At 61.6% G+C, this 22593-nt stretch carries 17 protein-coding genes and 1 pseudogene; 11 read left to right on the top strand and 7 right to left on the bottom strand.

Annotated features, from left to right (window positions below; genetic code table 11):
* Positions 1-75 precede the first annotated feature (75 nt).
* The 4 genes and pseudogenes from IPM54_08820 to IPM54_08835 all read left to right on the top strand — a co-directional run bounded on the left by IPM54_08820 (position 76) and on the right by IPM54_08835 (position 6824).
* Positions 76-3523: pseudogene (locus IPM54_08820) on the top strand (class I SAM-dependent DNA methyltransferase).
* 92 nt (positions 3524-3615) lie between these two features.
* The gene (locus IPM54_08825; protein ID MBK9259923.1) at positions 3616-5460 is read left to right on the top strand and encodes a hypothetical protein; all 1845 of its coding nucleotides are present in this window, start codon (positions 3616-3618) and stop codon (positions 5458-5460) included.
* Entirely contained in the window at positions 5457-6125 is a 669-nt protein-coding gene (locus IPM54_08830) for a hypothetical protein (GenBank protein MBK9259924.1), read from the top strand. The genes IPM54_08825 and IPM54_08830 overlap by 4 nt, the downstream gene beginning before the upstream one ends.
* A 90-nt stretch (positions 6126-6215) precedes the next feature.
* Complete coding sequence (locus tag IPM54_08835; GenBank protein MBK9259925.1) at positions 6216-6824, top strand: hypothetical protein; 609 nt, start codon at positions 6216-6218, stop codon at positions 6822-6824.
* Here IPM54_08835 and IPM54_08840 read toward each other — a convergent pair.
* Positions 6814-7590 (bottom strand): hypothetical protein, encoded by a 777-nt coding sequence (locus IPM54_08840; protein ID MBK9259926.1) that lies wholly within the window; start codon positions 7588-7590, stop codon positions 6814-6816. The genes IPM54_08835 and IPM54_08840 overlap by 11 nt on opposite strands.
* 522 nt (positions 7591-8112) lie before the next feature.
* Between IPM54_08840 and IPM54_08845 the strand changes: the two genes are divergently transcribed.
* Both IPM54_08845 and IPM54_08850 read left to right on the top strand, forming a co-directional pair.
* A complete protein-coding gene (locus IPM54_08845) occupies positions 8113-9849 on the top strand; it encodes a DUF2380 domain-containing protein (protein MBK9259927.1) in 1737 nt (578 codons plus the stop codon).
* Complete coding sequence (locus tag IPM54_08850; GenBank protein ID MBK9259928.1) at positions 9846-10514, top strand: hypothetical protein; 669 nt, start codon at positions 9846-9848, stop codon at positions 10512-10514. The genes IPM54_08845 and IPM54_08850 overlap by 4 nt, the downstream gene beginning before the upstream one ends.
* Positions 10515-10615: 101 nt before the next feature.
* Here IPM54_08850 and IPM54_08855 read toward each other — a convergent pair whose 3' ends face one another.
* Complete coding sequence (locus IPM54_08855; protein ID MBK9259929.1) at positions 10616-11626, bottom strand: hypothetical protein; 1011 nt, start codon at positions 11624-11626, stop codon at positions 10616-10618.
* Between the two features lie 93 nt (positions 11627-11719).
* Here IPM54_08855 and IPM54_08860 point away from each other — a divergent pair, with 93 nt between their 5' ends.
* Entirely contained in the window at positions 11720-12889 is a 1170-nt protein-coding gene (locus tag IPM54_08860) for a sigma-70 family RNA polymerase sigma factor (protein MBK9259930.1), read from the top strand.
* Positions 12890-12962: 73 nt separating this feature from the next.
* On the opposite strand, the gene IPM54_08865 is transcribed toward IPM54_08860, so the two are convergent.
* Entirely contained in the window at positions 12963-13805 is an 843-nt protein-coding gene (locus IPM54_08865; protein ID MBK9259931.1) for a hypothetical protein, read from the bottom strand.
* A gap of 669 nt (positions 13806-14474) precedes the next feature.
* Here IPM54_08865 and IPM54_08870 point away from each other — a divergent pair.
* Complete coding sequence (locus IPM54_08870; GenBank protein MBK9259932.1) at positions 14475-16016, top strand: hypothetical protein; 1542 nt, start codon at positions 14475-14477, stop codon at positions 16014-16016.
* Complete coding sequence (locus IPM54_08875; protein ID MBK9259933.1) at positions 16013-16681, top strand: hypothetical protein; 669 nt, start codon at positions 16013-16015, stop codon at positions 16679-16681. Before IPM54_08870 ends, IPM54_08875 begins: the two co-directional genes overlap by 4 nt.
* Before the next feature lie 128 nt (positions 16682-16809).
* Here the strand turns inward: IPM54_08875 and IPM54_08880 are convergent, their stop codons facing one another.
* Positions 16810-17832 (bottom strand): hypothetical protein, encoded by a 1023-nt coding sequence (locus IPM54_08880; protein MBK9259934.1) that lies wholly within the window; start codon positions 17830-17832, stop codon positions 16810-16812.
* A gap of 81 nt (positions 17833-17913) precedes the next feature.
* Here IPM54_08880 and IPM54_08885 point away from each other — a divergent pair, with 81 nt between their 5' ends.
* Positions 17914-19083 (top strand): hypothetical protein, encoded by a 1170-nt coding sequence (locus IPM54_08885; GenBank protein ID MBK9259935.1) that lies wholly within the window; start codon positions 17914-17916, stop codon positions 19081-19083.
* Positions 19084-19157: 74 nt separating this feature from the next.
* Here IPM54_08885 and IPM54_08890 read toward each other — a convergent pair whose 3' ends face one another.
* Positions 19158-19844: a hypothetical protein gene (locus tag IPM54_08890; protein ID MBK9259936.1), complete on the bottom strand. Its 687-nt coding sequence runs from the start codon at positions 19842-19844 to the stop codon at positions 19158-19160.
* Between the two features lie 671 nt (positions 19845-20515).
* Here IPM54_08890 and IPM54_08895 point away from each other — a divergent pair.
* Positions 20516-21097, top strand: coding sequence for a Uma2 family endonuclease (locus tag IPM54_08895; GenBank protein MBK9259937.1), 582 nt, complete (start codon positions 20516-20518; stop codon positions 21095-21097).
* Between the two features lie 14 nt (positions 21098-21111).
* On the opposite strand, the gene IPM54_08900 is transcribed toward IPM54_08895, so the two are convergent.
* Together IPM54_08900 and IPM54_08905 are read right to left on the bottom strand one after the other, a co-directional pair.
* Positions 21112-21666: a hypothetical protein gene (locus IPM54_08900; GenBank protein MBK9259938.1), complete on the bottom strand. Its 555-nt coding sequence runs from the start codon at positions 21664-21666 to the stop codon at positions 21112-21114.
* Complete coding sequence (locus IPM54_08905) at positions 21653-22198, bottom strand: sigma-70 family RNA polymerase sigma factor (protein ID MBK9259939.1); 546 nt, start codon at positions 22196-22198, stop codon at positions 21653-21655. The genes IPM54_08900 and IPM54_08905 overlap by 14 nt, the downstream gene beginning before the upstream one ends.
* Between the last annotated feature and the right edge of the window lie 395 nt (positions 22199-22593).

A 22593-nucleotide genomic window follows, 5' to 3' on the forward strand; every position in this document is an offset into this window, starting at 1 on the left:
TTGGGCCGAGCAACTCGTCCTCGACAATTTTCGTTCCCCCTCCAACGCGAAGTACGCTACCTTCGCGGCCCCACCATGGACGTTGCCGCCTTCATCGCCAAGTGGAGCGCCTCCAGCGCCTCCGAACGCGCCAACAAGGACCTCTTTCTCACGGAGCTCTGCGATGTGTTGGGCGTTCCTCGACCCCAGCCGGCAACGAAGGATCCCGAGCGTGACTCGTACGTTTTCGAGAAACCCATCCCCATGGCCATCGAGGGCGGGAAAGTCACGAAAAAGCGCGCAGACCTCTACAAACACGGTTGTTTTCTGCTCGAAGCAAAGCAGGCCGCCGCGGAAGGAACGAAAAAAGGCGGCAAGGTGCAACGCGGCACCGAGTCTTGGGATCTCGCCATGGTGGACGCGCGAGGACAAGCCCTGGGCTACGCCATGGCGCTCGATGCTCCGCCGCCGTTCCTGATTGTTTGCGACATTGGATATGCTTTCGAGCTGTATGCCGATTTCGATGGGACCCGCCGCTGGCCTGCTTTTCCGAACGCGCAAAAACGGCGACTTTATCTAAAGACCTCCACCAGCATCTCGACGTCTTGCGTGCCATTTGGACGGAGCCATTGTCGCTCGATCCGTCGCGTCGCGCCGAGAAGGTAACGCGCGAGGTCGCCGCGCAACTCGCCGAGCTTGCCAAGCAGCTCGAGGCCGAGAACAACCCTCCGAGGCCGTCGCCAAGTTCCTCATGCGCTGCCTCTTTACGATGTTCGCCGAATCCGTCGGTCTATTGCCGTCGCAGCTATTCAAAGAAGGGCTCGAACACCATTGGCTTCCCAATCCACCTGCATTTCCTGGTGCGGTTGAGGGACTTTGGCGAGCCATGAATGAAGGAACGTCATTCGCCTTTTTTCCAAAGCTTCTTCGCTTCAACGGCGGGCTCTTCAAGCAACCCTCCGCGCTGAAGCTTTCGAAGAAAGCGCTCGCCCTGCTCCTTGAAGCGGCAAATCGCGATTGGTCCGCGGTCGATCCGGCCATCTTTGGTACGCTGCTCGAACGCGCATTTGGATCCCAAGGAGCGGCACAAGCTCGGCGCGCATTATACGCCGCGTGCTTACGTCGAGCGTCTCGTGCGACCCACGATCGAGGAGCCGCTGCGCGAAGATTGGGAGAACGTGCAGACCGCCGCGCGCAAATTGTACCAGGACGGGAAAGCCGAGGCGGCACGGGCGGTCGTGCGAGCATTTCACACGAAGCTGGCCAACACGCGGGTGCTCGATCCTGCGTGCGGATCTGGGAATTTTTCTTTACGTGACGCTCGACCTGTTCAAACGGATGGAGAGCGAGGTCGTAGCGTTGCTCCATGACATGGGTGAGCGGCAGGAGCTTTTGCATGCCGAAGGTATCCGCGTAACGCCGCGGCAACTCTTGGGTATCGAAATCAAACCCTGGGCCAAGGAAATTGCCGAGTTGGTTTTGTGGATCGGCTATCTGCAATGGCATTTTCGGACGCACGGGCGCGTGAGCCCTCCGCCCGAGCCCGTGCTTCAGGATTATCAAAACATCGAATGCCGTGACGCGGTGCTTGCCTATGATCGCGCCGAGCTCGTTCGGGACGAGAAGGGCAAACCCGTGACGCGGTGGGACGGCCAAACGTTGAAAAAGCACCCGGTTACTGGGGAGGACGTGCCGGATGAGAAAGCGCGGGTGCCGATTCTGAATTACGTGAATCCGCGCAAAGCGGAATGGCCGCAGGCGGATTTTGTCGTGGGGAATCCGCCTTATCTTGGGAATTGGCGTATGCGAGCCGAGCTTGGGGATGGATATGCCCAGACGCTGCGCGCTACCTACAAAGACGTTCCGGAATCGGCAGATTTCGTCATGTATTGGTGGCATCGCGCAGCGACTATGGTCCGGAGCGGCGCCGTCCGTCGCGCAGGATTCATTACAACTACCAGCATCGCCCAAGTTTTCAATCGTCGTATGGTGGAAGTTCATCTCACCGACCAGGAAAGTCCTGCGTCACTCGTTTTCGCAATTCCAGATCATCCATGGACAACGGCTAAATACGACCAAACAACGGGGGGCGCAGAAGTTCGGACAGCGATGAGTGTTGTCGCGCCGGGCAATGTCGAAGGTACGCTTGGCCGCGTCGCTCGCGAATATGAGGCGGAGAATGGCGAAGTGCGCATCGACTTGACTTGGCGCACCGGAAAAAATAAACGCCGATCTAACAGTAGGCGCAAACGTGACCGCGGCCAGCCCACTCCGAGCAAACATGGGTATTAGCTGTCCAGGCATGAAACTTCATGGTTCGGGTTTCATCGTAACACCGGCCGAGGCACGAGAGCTGGGCCTGGGTCGAGATCCGCGACTGATGCAGCACATTCGGCGATACATGAATGGACAGGACATCGCCGCGCGACCGCGCAATGTCATGGTGATCGACCTGCTGGGACTCACGGCGGAAGACGTGCGCCGCAAATTCGCCGCCGTTTACCAGCGGGTTGCCGAACGAGTCAAGCCGGAGCGCGACCATAATGCGAGGGCGTCCTACCGCCACAACTGGTGGATTTTCGGCGAGCCCAGAAATAGCTTTCGTCCTGCACTCGCAGGGCTCGGAAGATACATCGCGACTGTGGAAAGCGCCCGTCGTCGCTACTTCGTATTTCTCGATGGGGATATTTTGCCAGACAATATGATCGTTGCGATTGCTCTTGACGACGCCTATTATCTAGGCGTGCTTTCGAGCCGCATTCATATATGCTGGGCGCTCGCCGCTGGCGGGCGTCTCGGAATCCGTCATGACCCCCGCTATAACAAGACTCGTTGTTTCGAGCCGTTTCCATTCCCAGATGCCAACAAGACGCTGCAAAAGCGTATTCGCTCGCTCGCAGAAGAGCTCGATGCTCATCGAAAGAGGCAGCAAGCGCTTCATCCCAAGCTTACACTAACCAAGCTCTACAAAGCGCTCGATGACGTCCGATCTGGCAATGCTCTGGATGCTGCTGATGAACAGGTTTGGCGGGACGGGCTTGGTACTACGCTCCAGAGCCTACACGACGACCTCGACGCTGCCGTTTTCGATGCGTACGGCTGGCCTCGGGACCTCACCGACGAACAGATCCTCGAAAACCTCGTCGCCCTGAACGCCGAACGCGCTGCCGAAGAAGCTCGCGGGATCATTCGGTGGCTTCGGCCCGACTTTCAAAATCCGCAGGGCGCACGACCCGCGACGCAAACCGCCATCGCGGCTGTCGAGGAAACTGCCGAGACCGAAGAAGAGGCGACCCCGGTTGCCGCTTCCGCCGCGAAAACATGGCCGAAGAAGCTGCCCGAGCAGATCGCTGCCATTCGCGACCGGCTCGCATCGACGCATGGCCTGTTCACGGTCGACACCATTGCCGCGGGCTTCAAAGGTGCCAAGAAAAAGGACATCGCAGAATTGCTCGATGGTCTCGCGGCCGTGGGTGTCGTGGTGGCCGTCGAGGACGACAAGGGCAAGCGCTGGCGCAATGCGCGCTCGTCGAAGGGTGCCTGACCACTCGGCGTGATGTTGGCAGGTTGACCTATGCTTGCTTGACCTTCAGCAATTCCACCCTGTAGCCTGCCTGTCGCGGGAGGCAGCTTGCGATGACAAGATGGCTTCGCTTTCTGTGGGTCGCTTGGGCGCTTGTCTTGCGGCGGTGGGTTTGTGCCTGTGCGCTCTTGCTCGTGATGCTGGCGACGAACGCCTCAGCCGCACCGGCACCCATCGAAGTGTGCTGGCGGCCTGACAAATTGGCGGCGGATGACGACACGTTCGTCATTGTCAAGGATGCAAAGGGGTGGAGGGAGGTCGGCGCATGGAGGGGGACGAGGACCGATCATCATATTGTTTACAAGCACAACCCAAACCTTGGCCCTGATAGCCTCAATAGGTTTCCCGAGGATATCCGCAAGATTGCGTGGACCTGCAAGCGAGCACGCGCGGTTCAGCCGCCGCCGGCGGATCCGCCTCCTCCGCCAAAGCCGCCGCCACCGAAGCCGCCAGCGCCGAAGAAGGCCAAGCCAAAGCCGCAAAAAAAGAGCGCGAGCGATGGTCCGAAACCGTTGCCACAGCCGATAACGCGGCCAGTGCAGAGGCCTGCTGCAAGGCCGGAGCAGCCGCGGAAAGCGCCGTCGATATTGCCTGGCGGCGAGCGGTTGCTGCCGAAGGACGACCAGGCACGCGTGCTCCCGGATGCAAAGGACGCGTCGCCATTGCCACGTTCGTCACTTTCGCATTTCGCGGTGAATTGCGCGGACGACAAGGCGCGGTGCAAGCGTGACGCGGAATCGGCGACGTTCGCCATTTCCGACGAGCTTCACGCGCAATTCGTCCGCGTCGTCGAGCAAACCTGCAAGGCGGCGGCCGACCAAAAACCAAATACGTCATTCATCGGCCAACAGGCGGGTGTTCGGCCCTTACGCATCATGCCGCCCACGGGCATTGCCATCGAGCAATTCAAGCGCATGGTTGCCGACGCGCTGCGCTTGGGAAAACCCGTACCGGCTCCCACGACCCCGGATCCTGGCCCTCGTGCCGTGGATCATCCCGCTGCGCAATTCGTTGGAGGCGCTGGCGCTGGCGTGCCGCTCAGCTTCCTGCCTTTGGGCAGCCTTGTCGCGGATGTCGGCATGGAATCGGGCGTTTTGCCTCGAGGGACGCCATGGGCGCGCTTGGGCAAATCCGTTGGGGAAGGCGTTGGGGGCATTGCTCAAATCGGCGTTGGATGCGCCGGTATCGCTGGCGGTGGCGGACTCACGGCGACGGGTGGCGGTGCACCTGCGGGCGTCGTGATCGTCGTGGGCTCCGCGGGCCTCGTGGCGAACGGATTCCTCTCGTGCGTCGTGAGCGTGCAGCACGGGGCCGACGCGCTGTCGGACATCCTATCGCGCGCGGATGATGCGCAGCCGGCTACGGCTACGGCATCCAGCCCGCCACCTTCGCCAGCGCCCGCCGCGCGCCCGCCGCAAGCGCCGCCGCCAGCCAAGGCACCGCCGGCTCCCGTGGCGAAACCGGCACCGAGCACGCCCACTGCGCAACCGGTGATCAAGACGACGACCAAGGATTCGTCCGGACGAACGATCGCAACGACCACGACGAGCCCGTCGGGGACCAGGACGACGACGCGGCCAAAGGGAAAAGCACCGGCGAGCGGGCCAGGGGCGATAAAGACCAACGATCACCACACGGTGCCGACGGAAATCCTGAAGAAGCTGCCTGACGATGTGCGAAAGGCGGTTCAAGGTAAGCCCGGCGCGCCGAACCGTTGGGCGATACCAGAGGATGTTCACAAGCGCATTCACAAAGGGGCGCGCGGCGGCGAATACAATGCAGAATTCAAGAAGCGCTTAGATGACGTCAAGCAGAAGAAGCTGTTGACTGCCGAGGACGTCCTACGTATCCGCGATGAGCTCGTCAAGCTGTTTGGTCTGGAGGTTTACCGACCATGAAAATCTGGCAATTAATGAACCCCCATGATTATGCCTACGCCGACGCAATCCGGGTCGGAGGTACATGGCAACCGGGGGAATACCAGGAACGAAGGCGCCCCATCGTCATCGAGTGGCAGCCTGATTCGGATGTCGTTGGAGACTTCACATGGCCGGGGTTCGCCGCAGATCTGGTCATCACCGACCAGGTTGCGCGGGCCTTGACCGATCGCGGCATCCAAGGCTTCGAGCTTCGGGCGGTGGAGATGTTCGAGAGCGCCAAAGTCGCCAAAATGTCGAGGCGCCGTTCGAAGAGGCCAAGGGTGCGCCTTCCTTATACGGGACCGAAGCTATGGGACCTTTGGGTGACCGCATGGAGGCATGCGGACATGGAACGCTCGACCATCACGATACACCAACGGGCTGATGGATCCACCGACTACGATTTGTCGGGGGTCCAACATGAGGAAACGATCTGTTGGGACCCAGAGAAGGGGGTGATCAGGGAGATGCGTCCGCGGATCGAAGGACAGGGGCTCTTCGTCCCGCTCATCGATGGGTTCTTCCGTGTTTTCGAGTTCGACGCTTGTATATTTTGCACGGACAACGTGAAATGCCTGATCGAAGAACACCGGTTCACCAACGTTTCTTTCTTGGAGATGGGCGACGTCTTGAACACTGGGTGACCTCGGTCCGAGCGACCGTCATCACGCCGGTTTCCATGGTTTGTCTGAAAATACTGGCGTCCACGGGAGCTCTCCGGTAGGAAAGCGCGCATGACTCCGCGCAAGCTCCGGACGCTCTCGACTGTTACCATCATCCTTGGCGCAGTAAATCTTTTGGTTGCGCTCGCCGGAGTATCAGCACTTTTGGCGGGGCCGGAGAAAACGATCGCCACGCCTCCCGCACAAACGGCGGCGCTCGCCGAGGTCCAGCAAGAGATGAAAAAAGCGCTGATGGCCTTAACCGAGAGCTGGGCGACGTTCAACCGCTTCGAGGTGACCCTCTCGCTCATGGTCTCGGCGGCGCTGCTCGTGGGGGGGTTCATGAGCCTAAATCGTCGCAAGCAAGGCCGCGATATCCTTGCGACCACGTTCGTCGTGGCGATTCCGTCGATGGTGCTCCATGGGATTGCCTCGGTGTCGATCGGAACGGCGACGATGCAAATCCTGCGCGAATTCAGGCCCAAGATAATGCATGCATCATGGCCCGCTGGAAATTCTCCTCCACCAGCCATGGAGGGCTTGTCGAGCAGCTTCTTCGAGATGGGCATGCTCTTCGGGCTCGCCGTGGGTTGGGGCTGGCTCCTCGTGCAGATCGTTTTCTATCTCGTGGGTGCGATCTATCTTCGCAAGCCCGAGGTGCGCGACGCGTTCAGGGCGTGATCGCCTCTTCGCCCGTATCCGGATTGACATCCGGCACCGTGCGACGCGACTTCAAATATTGACCAATCGCTTCGTTCTGCCGCAATATCGGCCCCATCAGCGCCTCGCGACCCGCCTTGTCCGCCTCGCTGTCCGATGGATACTTGGCCAATACCATCGCCAGCGTTTGCAGGAGCAAGCTCTGTCCCTGGGCCCGCGCCGCCTTCACGTCCGAAAACTTCAGCCCCGCAGGCGCAGGCGCTTCGAGCAATTGCCGATATTTTAGAATCACCTCCTGCATCCGCTCGACGATACGCGCCAAACCGAATCCCACGACGACCGCGCCCCATTCGGGCTTCTTGATTTCGACGATGATTCGCTCCACCTCCGCCGCTTCATCCGCATACGTCGCATGCGTGACCGCACTGACGCCTTGCGGAAACAGCACGATCAGCAATTGAGCGCCCAGTTCGGCAAGTGCATCGCCCGGCTTCGACCCGCGAACTTGGCCATCGATGGTGTCGCGCAGCGACGTCACCAGCGGATCGAGGATGATGTCGACGTCGCGAAGCTCGGGATTGCCGATCGTCGTTGTGGTTCGCGCATTCCACTGCGCATCCAGAACCAGCGTGTGCTGGTCGTGCGTGATGCACGCTTCGGCATGCGCCACGAGCGCCGTTTCATTGGCGGCCAAGGCTGCCGTTTTGACTTGCCGCATGCTCAGGATGCGTCGCCCTGGCGTGAAGTTGTAAATGCCCGGGAAAAGCTCGGATAAACTGACGTCCACGAAGTACCTCGCTTTCGGTTGTGAAAAAGGACGTGTGTCGTGGGGATCCGATGTGCTTCGTACCAAGCGTCGAGCGTGATTGTCAACGATCAATCACAACCTGAATGACAAATTCGGCGTGCCATGCACGCCTTTCGTGGCATGTGCACCTCGCTCGATCCGCACACCACGGTTTGCGTGGGGTCACATGCCAATGCAGGCGTGGCGCGAGCGGTTTTTGCGGGGGGCGATGGTGGCGATCTTACCGGTAGATGCGCTCTGCGCGGGGGTCGATGATGGGAAGGTTACCAGGGGGTGCGGAATGGCTGAGGGATGATGTTGGAAGGTTGACCAAGTGGTGCGGAATGGCTCGGGCGTGATGTTGGGAGGTTGACCTGTGTTTGCTTGGCCTTCAGTAATTCCACGCCGTAGTCTGCCTGTCGCGGGAGGCAGCTTGCGATGATGGGGTGGCTTCGGTTTCTCTGGGTCGCTTGGGCGTTGGTGGTGCGGCGATGGGCTTGCTCTTGTGCGCTGGTCCTTGTCGTGCTGGCCACGAACGCCTCAGCCGCACCGGCGCCCATCGAAGTGTGCTGGCGGCCTGACAAACTGGCAGCGGATGACGACACGTTCGTCATCGTCAAGGATGCAAAGGGGTGGAGGGAGGTCGGCGCATGGAGGGGGACGAGGACCGATCATCATATCGTCTACAAGCACAACCCAAACCTTGGCCTTGATAGCCTCAACAGGTTTCCGGAGGATATCCGCAAGATTGCGTGGACCTGCAAGCCGGCACCGCCGCTTCAGCCGCCGCCGCCACCCCCGCCAAAGCCGCCTCCGCCAAAGAAGACCACGCCAAAGCCGCAAGTAGCTCCGCGCAAGGCGAATGGTCCGAAACCGTTGCCACAGCCGATAGCGCGGCCAGTGCAGAGGCCTGCTGCAAAGCCGGAGCAGCCACGGAAAGCGCCGTCGGTGTTGCCTGGTGGCGAGCGGTTGCTGCCGAAGGACGAGCAGGCACGCGTGCTCCCGGATGCAAAGGACGCGTCGCCATTGCCGCGGCCGTCACTATCGCATTTCGCGGTGAATTGCGCGGATGCAAAAGCGCCGTGCAAGCGTGACGCGGAATCGGCGACGTTCGCCATTTCCGACGAGCTTCACGCACAGCTAGCGCGTGTCGTCGAGCAAACCTGCAAGGCTGCGGCCGACCAAAAAACAAATACGTCATTCATCGGCCAACAGGCGGGTGTTCGGCCCCTACGCATCGTGCCGCCCACGGGCATTGCCATCGAGCAATTCAAGCGCATGGTTGCCGACGCGCTGCGCTCGGGAAAGCCGGTGCCAGCTCCCACGACCCCGGATCCTGGCCCTCGTGCCGTGGATCATCCCGCTGCGCAATTCGTTGGAGGCGCTGGCGCTGGCGTGCCGCTCAGCTTCCTGCCTTTGGGCAGCCTTGTCGCGGATGTCGGCATGGAATCGGGCGTTTTGCCTCGAGGGACGCCATGGGCGCGCTTGGGCAAATCCGTTGGTGAAGGCGTTGGGGGCATTGCTCAAATCGGCATTGGATGCGCCGGTATCGCTGGCGGCGGCGGACTCACGGCGACCGGCGGAGGTGCACCTGCGGGCGTCGTGATCGTCGTGGGCTCCGCGGGCCTCGTGGCGAACGGATTCCTCTCGTGCGTCGTGAGCGTGCAGCACGGGGCCGACGCGCTGTCGGACATCCTATCGCGCGCGGATGATTCGCAGCCGGCGACGGCCGCGGCATCGACGCCGCCACCTTCGCCAGCGCCCGCCACGCGTCCGCCACAAGCGCCGCCAGCCAAGGCACCGCCGGCACCCGTGGCGAAACCGGTGCAAGCGCCACCGCCGCCGGCCAAGACGACGACCACGACGCGCCCGAGGGGAGCGTCCGAGCCAACGACGACGACCACGACGAGCCCATCAGGCACGAGGACGACGACGCGGCCAAAGGGAAAAGCACCGGCGAGCGGGCCAGGGGCGATCAAGACCCACGATCATCACACGGTGCCGACGGAAATCCTGAAGACACTGCCTGAACATGTGCGAAAGGCCGTTCAAGGTAAGCCCGGTGCGCCGAACCGTTGGGCGATACCAGAGGATGTTCACAAGCGCATTCACAAAGGAGCGCGCGGCGGCGAATGGAATGAACAATTCAAAGAGCGCTTAGAGATCATCAAGCGTACGCGGACGCCGACTGCCGAGGACGTGCTACGTATCCGAGACGAACTCGTCAAAATGTTTGGCCTGGAGCAATACCGACCATGAAAATATGGGAATTCCACAACCCCTACGACTATGACTACGCCGGGGCTCACCGGGTCGGAGGTTCATGGCAACCGGGGGAGCCCTATGAGAGGAGGGGCCCCATCGTCATCGAGTGGGAGCCTGATTCGGATGTCGTTGGAGACTTCACATGGCCGGGGCTGGGCTCGGATCTGGTCATCACCGACCAGGTTGCGCGGGCGTTGACCGATCATGGCATCCAAGGCTTCGAGCTTCGGGAGGTCGAGATGTTCGAGAGCGCCAAGGTCGCCAAAATGTCACGGCGCCGTTTGAAGAAGCCAAGGGTGCGCCTTCCCTATACGGGACCGAAGTTATGGGACCTATGGGTGACCGCATGGACGCATGCCGACATGGAACGCACGACCATCACGACACACCAACGGGCTGATGGATCCACCGACTACGAGTTGTCGGGAATTCCGCGTAGGGAATCGACCTGGGACCAAGAGAACGGGGTGATGCATAAGCGGATGATTCCTCGGATCGAAGGACAGGGCCTCTTCGTCCCGCCCATTGATGGGATCTTCCGTGTTTACGAGTTCCCCGGTTGTATACTTTGCACGGACAACGTGAAACGCCTGATCGAGGAACACCGGTTCACCAACGTTTCATTCTGGGAGATGGGCGACGTGTTGAACACGGGGTGACCTTGGTGCGAGCCACGCTCGCCGAGATACCAACGAAGGGGCGAGCAATTGCCAATATTTTACTATTACCTCCTGCATTCGCTCGACGATACCTTCCTCCCTCATTCGAGCGACCACACGGCCACGCCTGCCACGCCCAATGCAATGGGGCTCGGGTCATCGAATGCTGCCCATTCATTGCCAAACGTTCGGCGCCAAAACCGCGTGAGCATGTACGTGTCCACGCGCATCGAAAAGGCGCCCGCAACATCGAGCTCCGCGCCCAAACGCGCCACACCCGCGAGCGTGACGCGCAATCCATCGTGCCCCATTGCACCGTCCGCACGCTGCGCGTCGTAAAATGTCGACGCAATGCCGCCGCAAAAGCGAAAGACATGTCGCGCGTGACAAATGGATCCAAAAAGCGGAACGATGTCCATTCGATATCCCGCGCGCGTTTTCGATGTCACCTGCATCGGTGGCAACCACGCACCACCAAACTCCACATGAAAACGCGGGAAATGGGACGATGGGACGACGCTGACACCAACGAACGGCCCCGCGGTGCCTTGGGACGTGATTCCCGTCGCGAGCAAAGCACCGGCCATGACAGACGCACGACGTGGCGGGGTCGATGGCGGCGGCTGTGGCCGTGACTGCGCGGGGGCGACCTTCCGCGGAGGTGGCTGCGCGGGCGCGACCCGCCGCGGCAGTGGCTGCGCGGGCGCGGACGATGCCGGACAGTCGGCGCAGGACGGACACGCTGGGCACGTCGGACACGGTTCGGGCGGCGGCGGCTTTTTGAAGGCGCCAAGGAGCTTCGCTGCGGTGCGTGCCGCTTCGTAGAGCACTCGGTGACATTCCTCTCTGACGCCGAAGGGCTGGTGATGCTCGGCAAGGGTTGTTCCGGTTGCATCCACCAGCGTCACATCGACCAGCTTTTGACCCCTCGGAGAACGATGGATGCGGACAATGAGCCGGCGAGCTGCATCCGGTTTGAGGACGTTGGCAGGCACCCTGATCTCGAGCAACTCTTTGAACGTCACATCATTGTTGCAACTCTTGGGCGCTCGGCTTGCATCGAAGTCGAGCTGCGTCGGAGCGATGGCGGGTGCGTCGAGGGCAAACGCCATGCGAACTGGCAATGCCAGTGTGAGCGTGAAGAAAAAAAGGAGGAGGGTGGACGATTTTTTCGGGATTCCGGTAGCCTCGTACCCTATCCCGTCATGACGCATCGACCACCGACCGATCCACCCGACGATCCGCCGAAGGTCCAGCCATCCGAGGATGTTCGCCGCATGCTTGCATCGGCGTTTGGTTTGTCGAGGCCAGAGTTCGACGACCTGGTGAAGACCATGATGGCCGTGGTGCGGAAAGTGGGTTGTCCTGCGCATGTTCATCCCTTGGAGGTCGTGCATGATGCATTCATCAAGGCCCTAGACAAACCCATTTCGAAGCGCCGGTCCAGCACTGACCGAGAAAAATTCATCGGATGGATGTGTGAGCTCGCGAGATATGCGGCTTTGACCAACCGCGGGTCCAAACATCGCAAGCTTTTAGGCGAAGAGCTCACCGATGCGAACATCGCCGCCGCGCTCTCCACGCCAGCCCATGTGCCCGACGTGGGTATGCGCAAAGCATTGCAAGACGCGTTGGCTCTGCTCGATGCCGAAGACCTGGCGCTCTTGCACGCCCATTACGTCGAAGACAAGACCGTCCAGGAGATTGCCAACGAACAGAACCGGCGTTGGTCGACGGTTGACTCGCGCCTTCGCCGGGTGCGGCGCCTGCTGCGCGCGGCCATGCAATCAACCATCGTCGCCTTCGTCGTATTCGTCGCAAAAAACGCCCACGCCCAAGGTGCGCGTTTGGCCCGGCACGTTTCGCGGTTGCTTCCGCATGCGACCCACGCGGCGTGCGCGATGACCGTCGCCGTGGTCTGCGGAGTCGTCGCGCCTGGGAATTCGACGGCTATGCCAGTACGTCAGGACATACCGTCGCTCGTGTCGTTGGCTCCGCCAGAGACAGCCACCACGAATGCTATGGCGCCGCCCTTGCCCGAGGAGGTTGCGCCCGTAAAACCGATTGGCCTTGACGAACTCGGCGAGCAGTGGTCTGCTTCGACCATGAAGTCGACCAAGTTTGCCCTTTGTCTCCAAACAACCGTCGTTCCCTTTGGTTTTCTCTTGGCGTCCGCCATGACCGCTGGCGCTTGCGCCGGGACGGAGCGCCAAACGCCTCCACCGCAAGAGCCAGAGGAGGAGTACGATCCAGGCGGGTATGATCCGTATGACCTGGCGTGTGAGAGTGCGACGGCCCGCGGCGAAGACTGTCTCTCGAAGGAAGAGTGGTGCGCACAGTTAGGGAAGCGCCCTGCGCGTCACGGCTGCAAGTGACCACGAGGTTGCGCCCGTAAAACGGATTGGCCTTGACGGGCCAGCGCGAGCTTGCTGCGAGCTCGAGGCGCCCCTACGTCGGCCCCTGCACTTCTTCACCCGTATCCGGATTGACATCCGGCACCGTGCGACGCGACTTCAAATATTGACCGATCGCTTCGTTCTGCCGCAATATCGGCCCCATCAGCGCCTCGCGGCCCGCCTTGTCCGCCTCGCTGTCGGACGGATACTTCGCCAGCACCATCGCCAGCGTTTGCAAGAGCAGGCTCTGCCCCTGGGCCCGCGTCGCTTTCACGTCGGCAAACTTCAGCCCCGCCGCCGCAGGCGCTTCGAGCAATTGCCGATATTTTAGAATGACCTCCTGCATCCGCTCGACGATACGTGCCAAACCGAATCCGGCGACGACCGCGCCCCATTCGGGTTTCTTGATTTCGACGATGATGCGCTCCACCTCCGCCGCTTCGTCCGCATACGTCGCATGCGTGACCGCGCTGACGCCTTGCGGAAACAGCACGATCAGCAATTGACCGCCCAGTTCGGCAAGTGCATCGCCCGGCTTCGACCCGCGAACTTGGCCATCGATGGTGTCGCGCAGCGACGTCACCAGCGGATCGAGGATGATGTCGACGTCGCGAAGCTCGGGATTGCCGATCGTCGTTGTGGTTCGCGCATTCCACTGCGCATCCAGAACCAGCGTGTGCTGGTCGTGCGTGATGCACGCTTCGGCTGGCCGGGCCTCGGGGGCCGGGGGCGCCGCGCCTTGCCGCGCGATGCGTCGCCCTGCGTGAAGTTGTAAATGCCCGGGAAAAGCTCGGATAAACTGACGTCCATGAAGTACCTGCTTTCGCTTGTGAAAAAGGACGTGTGTCGTGGGGATCCGATGTGCTTCGTACCAAGCATCGAGCGTGATTGTCAACGATCAATCACAACCTGGATGACAAATTGGGCGCGCCATGCACGCCTTTCGTGGCATGTGCACCCCGCTCGATCCGCACACCACACGGTTTGCGTGGAACTCGAATGCCAATGCAGGCGTGGTGCGTGCGGTTTTGGCGAGGGTCGATGGCGGCGATCTTACCGGTAGATGCGCTCTGCGCGGGGGTCGATGATGGGAAGGTTACCAGGGGGTGCGGAATGGCTGAGGGATGATGTTGGAAGGTTGACCAAGTGGTGCGGAATGGCTCGGGCGTGATGTTGGGAGGTTGACCTATGTTTGCTTGACTCTCCGCAATTCCACCCTGTAGCCTGCCTGTCGCGGGAGGCAGCTTGCGATGACAAGATGGCTTCGCTTTCTCTGGGTCGCTTGGGCGCTTGTCTTGCGGCGATGGGCTTGTTCCTGTGCGCTCTTGCTCGTGATGCTGGCGACGAACGCCTCAGCCGCACCGGCGCCCATCGAAGTGTGCTGGCGGCCTGACAAATTGGCGGCGGATGACGACACCTTCGTCATCGTCAAGGATGCGAAGGGGTGGAGGGAGGTCGGTGCATGGAGGGGGACGAGGACCGATCATCATATTGTTTACAAGCACAACCCAAACCTTGGCCCTGATAGCCTCAATAGGTTTCCCGAGGATATCCGCAAGATTGCGTGGACTTGCAAGCGAGCACCCGCGGTTCAGCCGCCGCCACCGCCACCGCCGCCACCGCCACCGCCGCCACCGCCGCCACCCTGCCGCCACCGAAGCCGCCACCGCCGAAGAAGGCCAAGCCAAAGCCGCAAAAGACGAGCGTGAGCAATGCTCCGAAACCATTGCCCAAGCCCATAACGCGTCCAGCGCAAAAGCCCGCTGCCGTGGCGCAGCGGCCGCGGAAAGCGCCGACGGTCTTGCCTGGCAGCGAGCGATTGCTGCCGAAGGCAGACCAGGCACGAATGCTGCCGGATGCAAAGAACGCGTCGCCATTACCACGGCCGTCACTTGCGCATTTCGCTGTGAATTGCGCGGATGAAAAAGCGCCGTGCAAGCGTGACATCGAATCGACGACGTTTGCCATTTCGGACGAGCTTCACGCGCAACTCGTCCGCGTCGTCGAGCAAACCTGCAAGGCAGCGGCCGACGAAAAACCGAATGCGTCATTCATTGGCCAGCAGGCGGGTGTTCGGCCCATGCGCATTTTGCCGCCCACGGGGATCGCCATTGAGAAACTCAAGCGCATGCTCGTCGATGCGGCGCGCTCGGGAAAGCCCGTGTCGGCTCCCGCGACCGCGGATCCTGGCCCTCGCGCGGTGGATCATCCGGCCGCGCAATTCGTTGGAGGTGCCGGAGCGGGCGTGCCGATAAGCTTGGTGCCTTTGGGTAGCCTTGGCGCCGATGTCGGCATTGAATCGGGCGTTTTGCCGCGCGGCACGCCGTGGGCGCGTTTGGGCAAAGCGGTAGGCGAAGGCGTTGGAGGCATTGGGCAAGTGGCCGTTGGATGCGCCGGTATGGCCGGCGGTGGCGGACTCACGGCGACGGGCGGAGGTGCACCCGCGGGCGTCGTGGTTTTCGTGGGCTCCGCGGGCCTCGCGGCCAATGGCCTGCTCTCGTGCGTCATGAGCGTGCGGCACGGGGCGGACGCGCTGTCGGACATCCTTGCGCGCGCGGATGATGCGCAGCCGGCTACGGCATCGACGCCGCCACCGGCGCCAGCGCCCGCCGCACGTCCGCCGGCAGCGCCGCCACCCAAGGCACCGCCGGCACCCGCGGCGAAACCGGTGCAAGCAGCGCCTACTGCGCAGCCGGTGATCAAGACGACCACCAAGGATTCGTCCGGACGAACGATCGCAACGACCACGACGAGTCCGTCAGGTACGAGGACGACGACGCGGCCAAAGGGAAAAGCACCGGCGAGCGGGCCAGGGGCGATCAAGACCAACGATCACCACACGGTCCCGACGGAAATCCTTAAGATGCTGCCTGACAATGTGCGAAAGGCGGTTCAAGGTAAGCCCGGCGCGCCGAACCGTTGGGCGATACCAGAGGATGTTCACAAGCGCATTCACAAAGGGGCGGGCGGCGGCGAATGGAATGAAAAATTCAAATCGCGCATAGACCGCGTCCGCAGGCGGACGGGGAAGCTGACTGCCGAGGACATCCTAAAAATCCGAGACGATCTCGTCAAGGAGTTTGGCCTGGAGGCATATCGACCATGAAAATCTGGGCATTCCACGAGCCCTTTGACTATGACTATGCCCGGGCTCTCCGGGTCGGCGGTATATCGCAACCGGGGGAGTACCAGGAGAGGCGGCGCCCCATCGTCATCGAGTGGCTGCCTGATTCGGATGTCGTTGGAGACTTCACATGGCCGGGGTTCGACACAGAGCTGGTGATCACCGACCAGGTCGCTCGGGCCTTGGCCGATCGCGGGATCGGGGGCTTCGAACTTCGGGAGGTGGAGATGTTCGAGAGCGCCAAAGTCGCCAAAATGTCGAGGCGCCGTTTGAAGAGGCCAAGGGTGCGCCTTCCCTATACGGGACCGAAGTTATGGGACCTTTGGCCGACCGCATGGACGCATGCCGACATGGAACGCTCAACCATCACGACACGCCAACTGGCTGATGGAACCACAGACTACGAGTTGTTGGGAATTCAAGATGAGGAATCGACCTGGGACCAAGAGAACGGGGTGATGCATAACCGGATGATTCCTCGGATCGAAGGACAGGGCCTCTTCGTCCCGCCCATCGATGGGATCTTCCGTGTTTACGAGTTCCCTGGTGGCATACTTTGCACGGACAACGTGAAATGCCTAATCGAAGAACACCGGTTCACCAACGTTTCATTCGTGGAGATGGGCGACGTGTTGAGCACTGGGTGACCTTGGTGCGAGCCACGCTCGCCAATATGGACTTCGCCTATCCTTTCGATCCCAACGAGGGGGACGCTTCGAGCAATGCCGATTCTTTGCTATCACCTCCTGCATTCGCTCGACGATACCTTCCTCCCTCATTCGAGCGACCACACGGCCACGCCTGCCACGCCCAACGCAATGGGGCTCGGGTCATCGAATGCTGCCCATTCATTGCCAAACGTTCGGCGCCAAAACCGCGTGAGCATGTACGTGTCCACGCGCATCGAAAAGGCGCCCGCAACATCGAGCTCCGCGCCCAAACGCGCCACACCCGCGAGCGTGACGCGCAATCCATCGTGCCCCATTGCACCGTCCGCACGCTGCGCGTCGTAAAATGTCGACGCAATGCCGCCGCAAAAGCGAAAGACATGTCGCGCGTGACAAACGGATCCAAAAAGCGGAACGATGTCCATTCGATATCCCGCGCGCGTTTTCGATGTCGCCTGCATCGGCGGCAACCACGCACCACCAAGCTCCACATGAAAGCGGGGAAAATGGGACGATGGGACGATGTTGACGCCAACGAACGGCCCCGCGGTGCCTTGGGACGTGATTCCCGTCGCGAGCAAAGCACCGGCCATGACAGACGTACGACGTGGCGGGGTGGATGGCGGTGGCTGTGGCCGTGACTGCGCGCGGGCGACCTTCCGCGGAGGTGGCTGCACGGGCACGACTGTCCGCTGAGGTGGTTGCGCGGGCACGGACGATGCCGGACAGTCGGCGCAGGACGGACACGCTGGGCACGTCGGACACGGTTCGGGCGGCGGCGGCTTCTCGAAGGCGCCCAGGAGCCTCGCCGCAGCGCGGGCCGACTCGTAGAGCACTTTGTGACATTCCTCTCTGAAGCCGAAGCGCTCGTGATGCTCAGCCATGGTTGTCCCAGTTGCATCCACCAGCGTCACATCGACCAGCTTTTCACCCCTCGGAGAACGATGGATGCGGACAATGAGCCGGCGAGCTGCATCGGGTGTCCACACGTTTTCAGCCACCCAGGTCCGAAGGAGCGCGTCAAACGTCACGCGATCGTTGCAACTCTTGGGCGCTTGCCTTGCATCGAAGTCGAGCTGCGTCGGGGCGATGGCGGGTGCGTCGAGGGCAAACGCCGTACGAACCGGCAAGGTTAGCGCGAGCGTGAAGAAAAAGAGCAGGAGGGTGGACGATTTTTTCGGGATTCCGGTAGCCTCGTACCCTATCCCGTCATGACGCATCGACCACCGACTGATCCCCCCGACGATCCGCCGAAGGTCCAGCCATCCCAGGATGTTCGTCGCATGCTTGCATCGGCGTTTGGTTTGTCGAGGCCTGAGTTCGACGAGCTGGTCAACACGATGATGGCGGTGGTGCGGAAAGTGGGTTGTCCTGCGCATATTCATCCCCTGGAGGTCGTGCATGATGCCTTCATCAAGGCCCTAGACAAACCCATTTCGAAGCGCCGGTCCAGCGCCGATCGAGAAAAATTCGTCGGGTGGATGTGTGAGCTCGCGAGATATGCGGCGTTGACCAATCGCGGGTCCAAACATCGCAAGCTTTTAGGCGAAGAGCTCACCGATACGAACATCGCCACCGCGCTCTCCACGCCCGCCCATGTGCCCGACGTGGGTATGCGCAAAGCTCTAGAAGAGGCGTTGGCTCTGCTCGATGCCGAAGACCTGGCGCTCTTGCGTGCTCATTACGTCGAAGACAAGACCGTCCAGCAGATTGCCGACGAACAGAACCGGCGTTGGTCGACGGTTGACTCGCGCCTTCGCCGCGTGCGGCGCTTGCTGCGCGCGGCCATGCAATCAACCATCATCGCCTTCGTCTTGTTCGTCGCAAAAAACGCCCGCGCACAAGGTGCTCGTTTGGCCCGGCACGTTTCGCGGTTGCTTCCGCACGCGACCCACGCGGCGGGCGCGATTACCGTGGCCGTCGTCTGCGGAATCGTCGCGCCTGGGAATTCGACGGCTACGCCAGTACGTCAGGACATACCACCGCTCGTGGCGTTGGCCCCGCCAGAGACAACCACCACGAATGCTACGGCGCCGCCCTTGCCCGAGGAGGTTGCGCCCGTAAAACCGATTGGCCTTGACGAACTCGGCGAGCAGTGGTCTGCTTCGGCCATGAAGTCGACCAAGTTTGCCCTTTGTCTCCAAACAACCGTCGTCCCCTTTGGTTTTCTCTTGGCGTCTGCCATGACCGCTGGAGCTTGCGCCGGCACGGAGCGCCAAACGCCTCCACCGCAAGAGCCAGAGGAGGAGTACGATCCAGGCGGGATGGATCCGTATGACATGGCGTGTGAGAGCGAGACAGCCCGCGGCAACGACTGTCTTTCGAAGGAAGAGTGGTGCGCAAAGAGGGGCATGCGCCCCGCGCGCCACGGTTGCAAGTGACCACGAGGTTGCGCCCGTAAAACCGATGGGCCTTGACGGGCTTGCGCGAGCTTGCTGCGGGGGCGAAGTCGCCCCTACTTCGGCCCCTGCACCTCTTCACCCGTATCCGGATTGACATCCGGCACCGTGCGGCGCGACTTCAAATATTGACCAATCGCTTCGTTCTGCCGCAATATCGGCCCCATCAGCGCCTCGCGACCCGCCTTGTCCGCCTCGCTGTCCGATGGATACTTGGCCAATACCATCGCCAGCGTTTGCAACAGCAAGCTCTGTCCCTGGGCCCGCGTCGCTTTCACGTCGGCAAACTTCAGCCCCGCCGCCGCAGGCGCTTCGAGCAATTGCCGATATTTTAGAATGACCTCCTGCATCCGCTCGACGATACGTGCCAAACCGAATCCGGCGACGACCGCGCCCCATTCGGGTTTCTTGATTTCGACGATGATGCGCTCCACCTCGGCTGCTTCGTCCGCATACGTCGCGTGCGTGACCGCACTGACGCCTTGCGGAAACAGCGCAACCAACAATTGACCGCCCAGTTCGGCAAGTGCATCGCCCGGCTTCGACCCGCGAACTTGGCTATCGATGGTGTCGCGCAGCGACGTCACCAGCGGATCGAGGATGATGTCGACGTCGCGAAGCTCGGGATTGCCGATCGTCGTTGTGGTTCGCGCATTCCACTGCGCATCCAGAACCAGCGTGTGCTGGTCGTGCGTGATGCACGCTTCGGCATGCGCCACGAGCGCCGTTTCATTGGCGGCCAAGGCTGCCGTTTTGACTTTGCCGCATGCTCAGGATGCGTCGCCCTGGCGTGAAGTTGTAAAATGCCCGGGAAAAGCTCGGATAAACTGACGTCCACGAAGTACCTCGCTTTCGGTTGTGAAAAAAGGACATGTGTCGTGGGGATCCGATGTGGTTCGTACCAAGCGTCGAGCGTGATTGTCAACGATCAATCACAACCTGAATGACAAATTCGGCGTGCCATGCACGCCTTTCGTGGCATGTGCACCTCGCTCGATCCGCACACCACACGGTTTGCGTGGGGGTCACATGCCAATGCAGGCGTGGCGCGAGCGGTTTTTGCGGGGGGCGATGGTGGCGATCTTACCGGTAGATGCGCTCTGCGCGGGGGTCGATGATGGGAGGGTTACCAAGGGATGCGGCTTGGCTGAGGGGTGATGTTGGGAGGTTGACCAAGGGGCGCGGAATGGCTCGGGTGTGATGTTGGGAGGTTGACCAGGGAGTGCGGTTTGCGTCGCGATTGAGCGTGGAGATGTCGTCATGTCGATGCGCGCATTCAATTCGTGCGAACGCGCAGGGGGGACCAATCTCGACAAGGATGGCCCTTGGGCTGGCTCTTCACGACCGGGCCAAACCATGCTAGCCTCGTTTCATGGTTGCTGTTGAACCCATCGGTGAAGGCGGGCCGCGTCGCATGACCGACGAGGAGTGGGCGAACCTGCCCGAGGACGAGGAGGGGGAGCTCGTCGACGGCGTGCTCGTGGAGGAAGAAGTGCCTGATTGGCTTCATGAAGTTGCTGTTGGCTGGCTCATCGCCACGCTTCGCTCGTGGGCGGTGCCTCGCGGGGGGTTGGTTGGAGGTTCCGAGCTCAAGTACGTTCTGCGCAAAGGACGCGGACGAAAGCCTGATGTGTCGATGATCCTGCCGGGGCAGAAGCGCCCACCGCTGCGGGGTGCCTTGCGAAAACCAGCCGACGTGTTGATCGAAGTCGTCTCGCCGCGTCCGCGCGACGTGCGTCGAGATCGTATCGAAAAGCTTGGAGAATATGCAGCGTTCGGAGCGCGTTATTATTGGCTGCTCGACCCGACGATGAGAACGTTCGAAATCTTCGAGCTCAATGCGGAAGGGCGGTATGTACGCGCCCTCGGGGCAGAGGCCGGCAAGCTCGAACCAATACCTGGTTGTGAAGGCCTGGTGCTCGACCTCGACGAGTTATGGGCAGAAATTGATCAATGGGGCGCAGAGGCAGAGGAGGACGACGCCGAACGTGAATGACGATGGAAACGTCGTCACCGCCGCCGCAATCGCATGCCCACCACCGCCAGCGGCGCAGAAACCACAGTCAGCGCAGCGATCATCCCGGCCACCGCGCCAAGCCCCATGCCTGCGCACCCGAGCGCTCCGGTCAGCGCCGCAACGCCCATCGCCGACAGCGCAAAACGCCCCGGCGCCCGCGCTTCCGACGAAGCCCGCACGCCCACCATGATGCCCGCAGCAAAGCCCGCTCCAATGCACATCGGAAGGCACCACGTCGAGCACGCGCCAGCCATGCAACAATGCCCCGTCGTTTGCATCGCGAGCGGCAGCAATAGTGGAACCGCTCCCGCGAGCAGCCCCGTTCCCACCGCGCGCCCATAAGCTTCGCCGCGCCACAAAAGGCCCACCGTCAGCGCCCCGAGCGCCAATCCCAAAACGATGTCCCCAGACACGCTCGTCGCGCTGCTGTACGACGCGAGCACCACGATCGGCACCACGTACAAAAGCACCTTCATCGCGGACCGGAGCCGACCCAGTTCGTAAACGCGCCTCGCCCGCGCCCTGATTTGCAGCTCAGTCCGTTCCATGCTTGGCCCTCCATGCCTCGCGCAACCGACGCATGGCCCTTTCTACACGTTTGCGAAACGTCGCGCCTTCCAGTCTTTCGTCCGCAAGCAACAATTGTAGGGTTTCCGCATCGTTCGCCCGCAGCGTGCCGAGCACCTCGAGCACCGCGGCGTCCAAATCCCGAGCAATCACGCGGTCTTCCGGCGATGGGGCGCCGTCCCCTGCGAGCACGGGCTCGAGCTCGTCCAGGCTGCTCGGTTCTTCCTTGCGCCGTCGATGCTTCTGGCGAAGCGTTCGGCATTCATACGCGGCAATGCCTAGCACCCAGGCGAGCGCATCCCGAGACGGATCGAATTCGGATGCCCTTTGCAGGACCTTTTCGAGCGCCGCTTGGGCGGCGTCTTCGGCATCGGCAGGAGACACCATGACGCGCAAGGCAAAGCGCCGGAGGATGGGCCAAATCGTGACGAACACAGGGTCGAAGGCGCTCCTGTCACCATCGGCAAGACGCACCATCGCTTGGTGCAATTGCTCGCGCTCGACCTGGTTCATCATGAATCAGCGAATCGCTCCATCCTCCGGCCAGCCCTTGCACGAATTACTTCTTGGCGCAATCGCAACCCGAACCGCAGGGGCACGACGACTGGCACGGACAAGAATCGCCGGCGAACGCGAAAGCGGGCAGAGCGACGAGAGCGACGGCGGTCATCAAGCGAACGAGTGTGTTCTTCATGTGATTTTCCTTCTACCGCTCTGACGGCGGCAAGCTGGATAGGCGCTTGGGAGGCCAAGCGTGACCGGGGGGTGACGATTTTTTTGGCGGGCGCAAAACGTGGCGGGCGAAACAGGAAAAAGTTTGACGGTTTGACGGTACGAACGACTCGGGAGGCTCGGCACACCTTGCCGGTGGACCGTCCGAGCGGGTAGCTTCGCGTAGTTGATCATTC

This window comes from Polyangiaceae bacterium, assembly GCA_016715885.1.
In the GTDB taxonomy this organism is placed as follows: domain Bacteria; phylum Myxococcota_A; class Polyangia; order Polyangiales; family Polyangiaceae; genus Polyangium.

Excerpts from the sequence above, each read along its gene's own strand:
- IPM54_08825 (MBK9259923.1), top strand. The coding sequence starts at position 3,616 with ATGACAAGATGGCTTCGCTTTCTGTGGGTCGCTTGGGCGCTTGTCTTG.
- IPM54_08830 (MBK9259924.1), top strand. The coding sequence starts at position 5,457 with ATGAAAATCTGGCAATTAATGAACCCCCATGATTATGCCTACGCCGAC.
- IPM54_08835 (MBK9259925.1), top strand. The coding sequence starts at position 6,216 with ATGACTCCGCGCAAGCTCCGGACGCTCTCGACTGTTACCATCATCCTT.
- IPM54_08850 (MBK9259928.1), top strand. The coding sequence starts at position 9,846 with ATGAAAATATGGGAATTCCACAACCCCTACGACTATGACTACGCCGGG.
- IPM54_08855 (MBK9259929.1), bottom strand. The coding sequence starts at position 11,626 with ATGGCGTTTGCCCTCGACGCACCCGCCATCGCTCCGACGCAGCTCGAC.
- IPM54_08860 (MBK9259930.1), top strand. The coding sequence starts at position 11,720 with ATGACGCATCGACCACCGACCGATCCACCCGACGATCCGCCGAAGGTC.
- IPM54_08875 (MBK9259933.1), top strand. The coding sequence starts at position 16,013 with ATGAAAATCTGGGCATTCCACGAGCCCTTTGACTATGACTATGCCCGG.
- IPM54_08885 (MBK9259935.1), top strand. The coding sequence starts at position 17,914 with ATGACGCATCGACCACCGACTGATCCCCCCGACGATCCGCCGAAGGTC.
- IPM54_08895 (MBK9259937.1), top strand. The coding sequence starts at position 20,516 with ATGACCGACGAGGAGTGGGCGAACCTGCCCGAGGACGAGGAGGGGGAG.
- IPM54_08900 (MBK9259938.1), bottom strand. The coding sequence starts at position 21,666 with ATGGAACGGACTGAGCTGCAAATCAGGGCGCGGGCGAGGCGCGTTTAC.
- IPM54_08905 (MBK9259939.1), bottom strand. The coding sequence starts at position 22,198 with ATGAACCAGGTCGAGCGCGAGCAATTGCACCAAGCGATGGTGCGTCTT.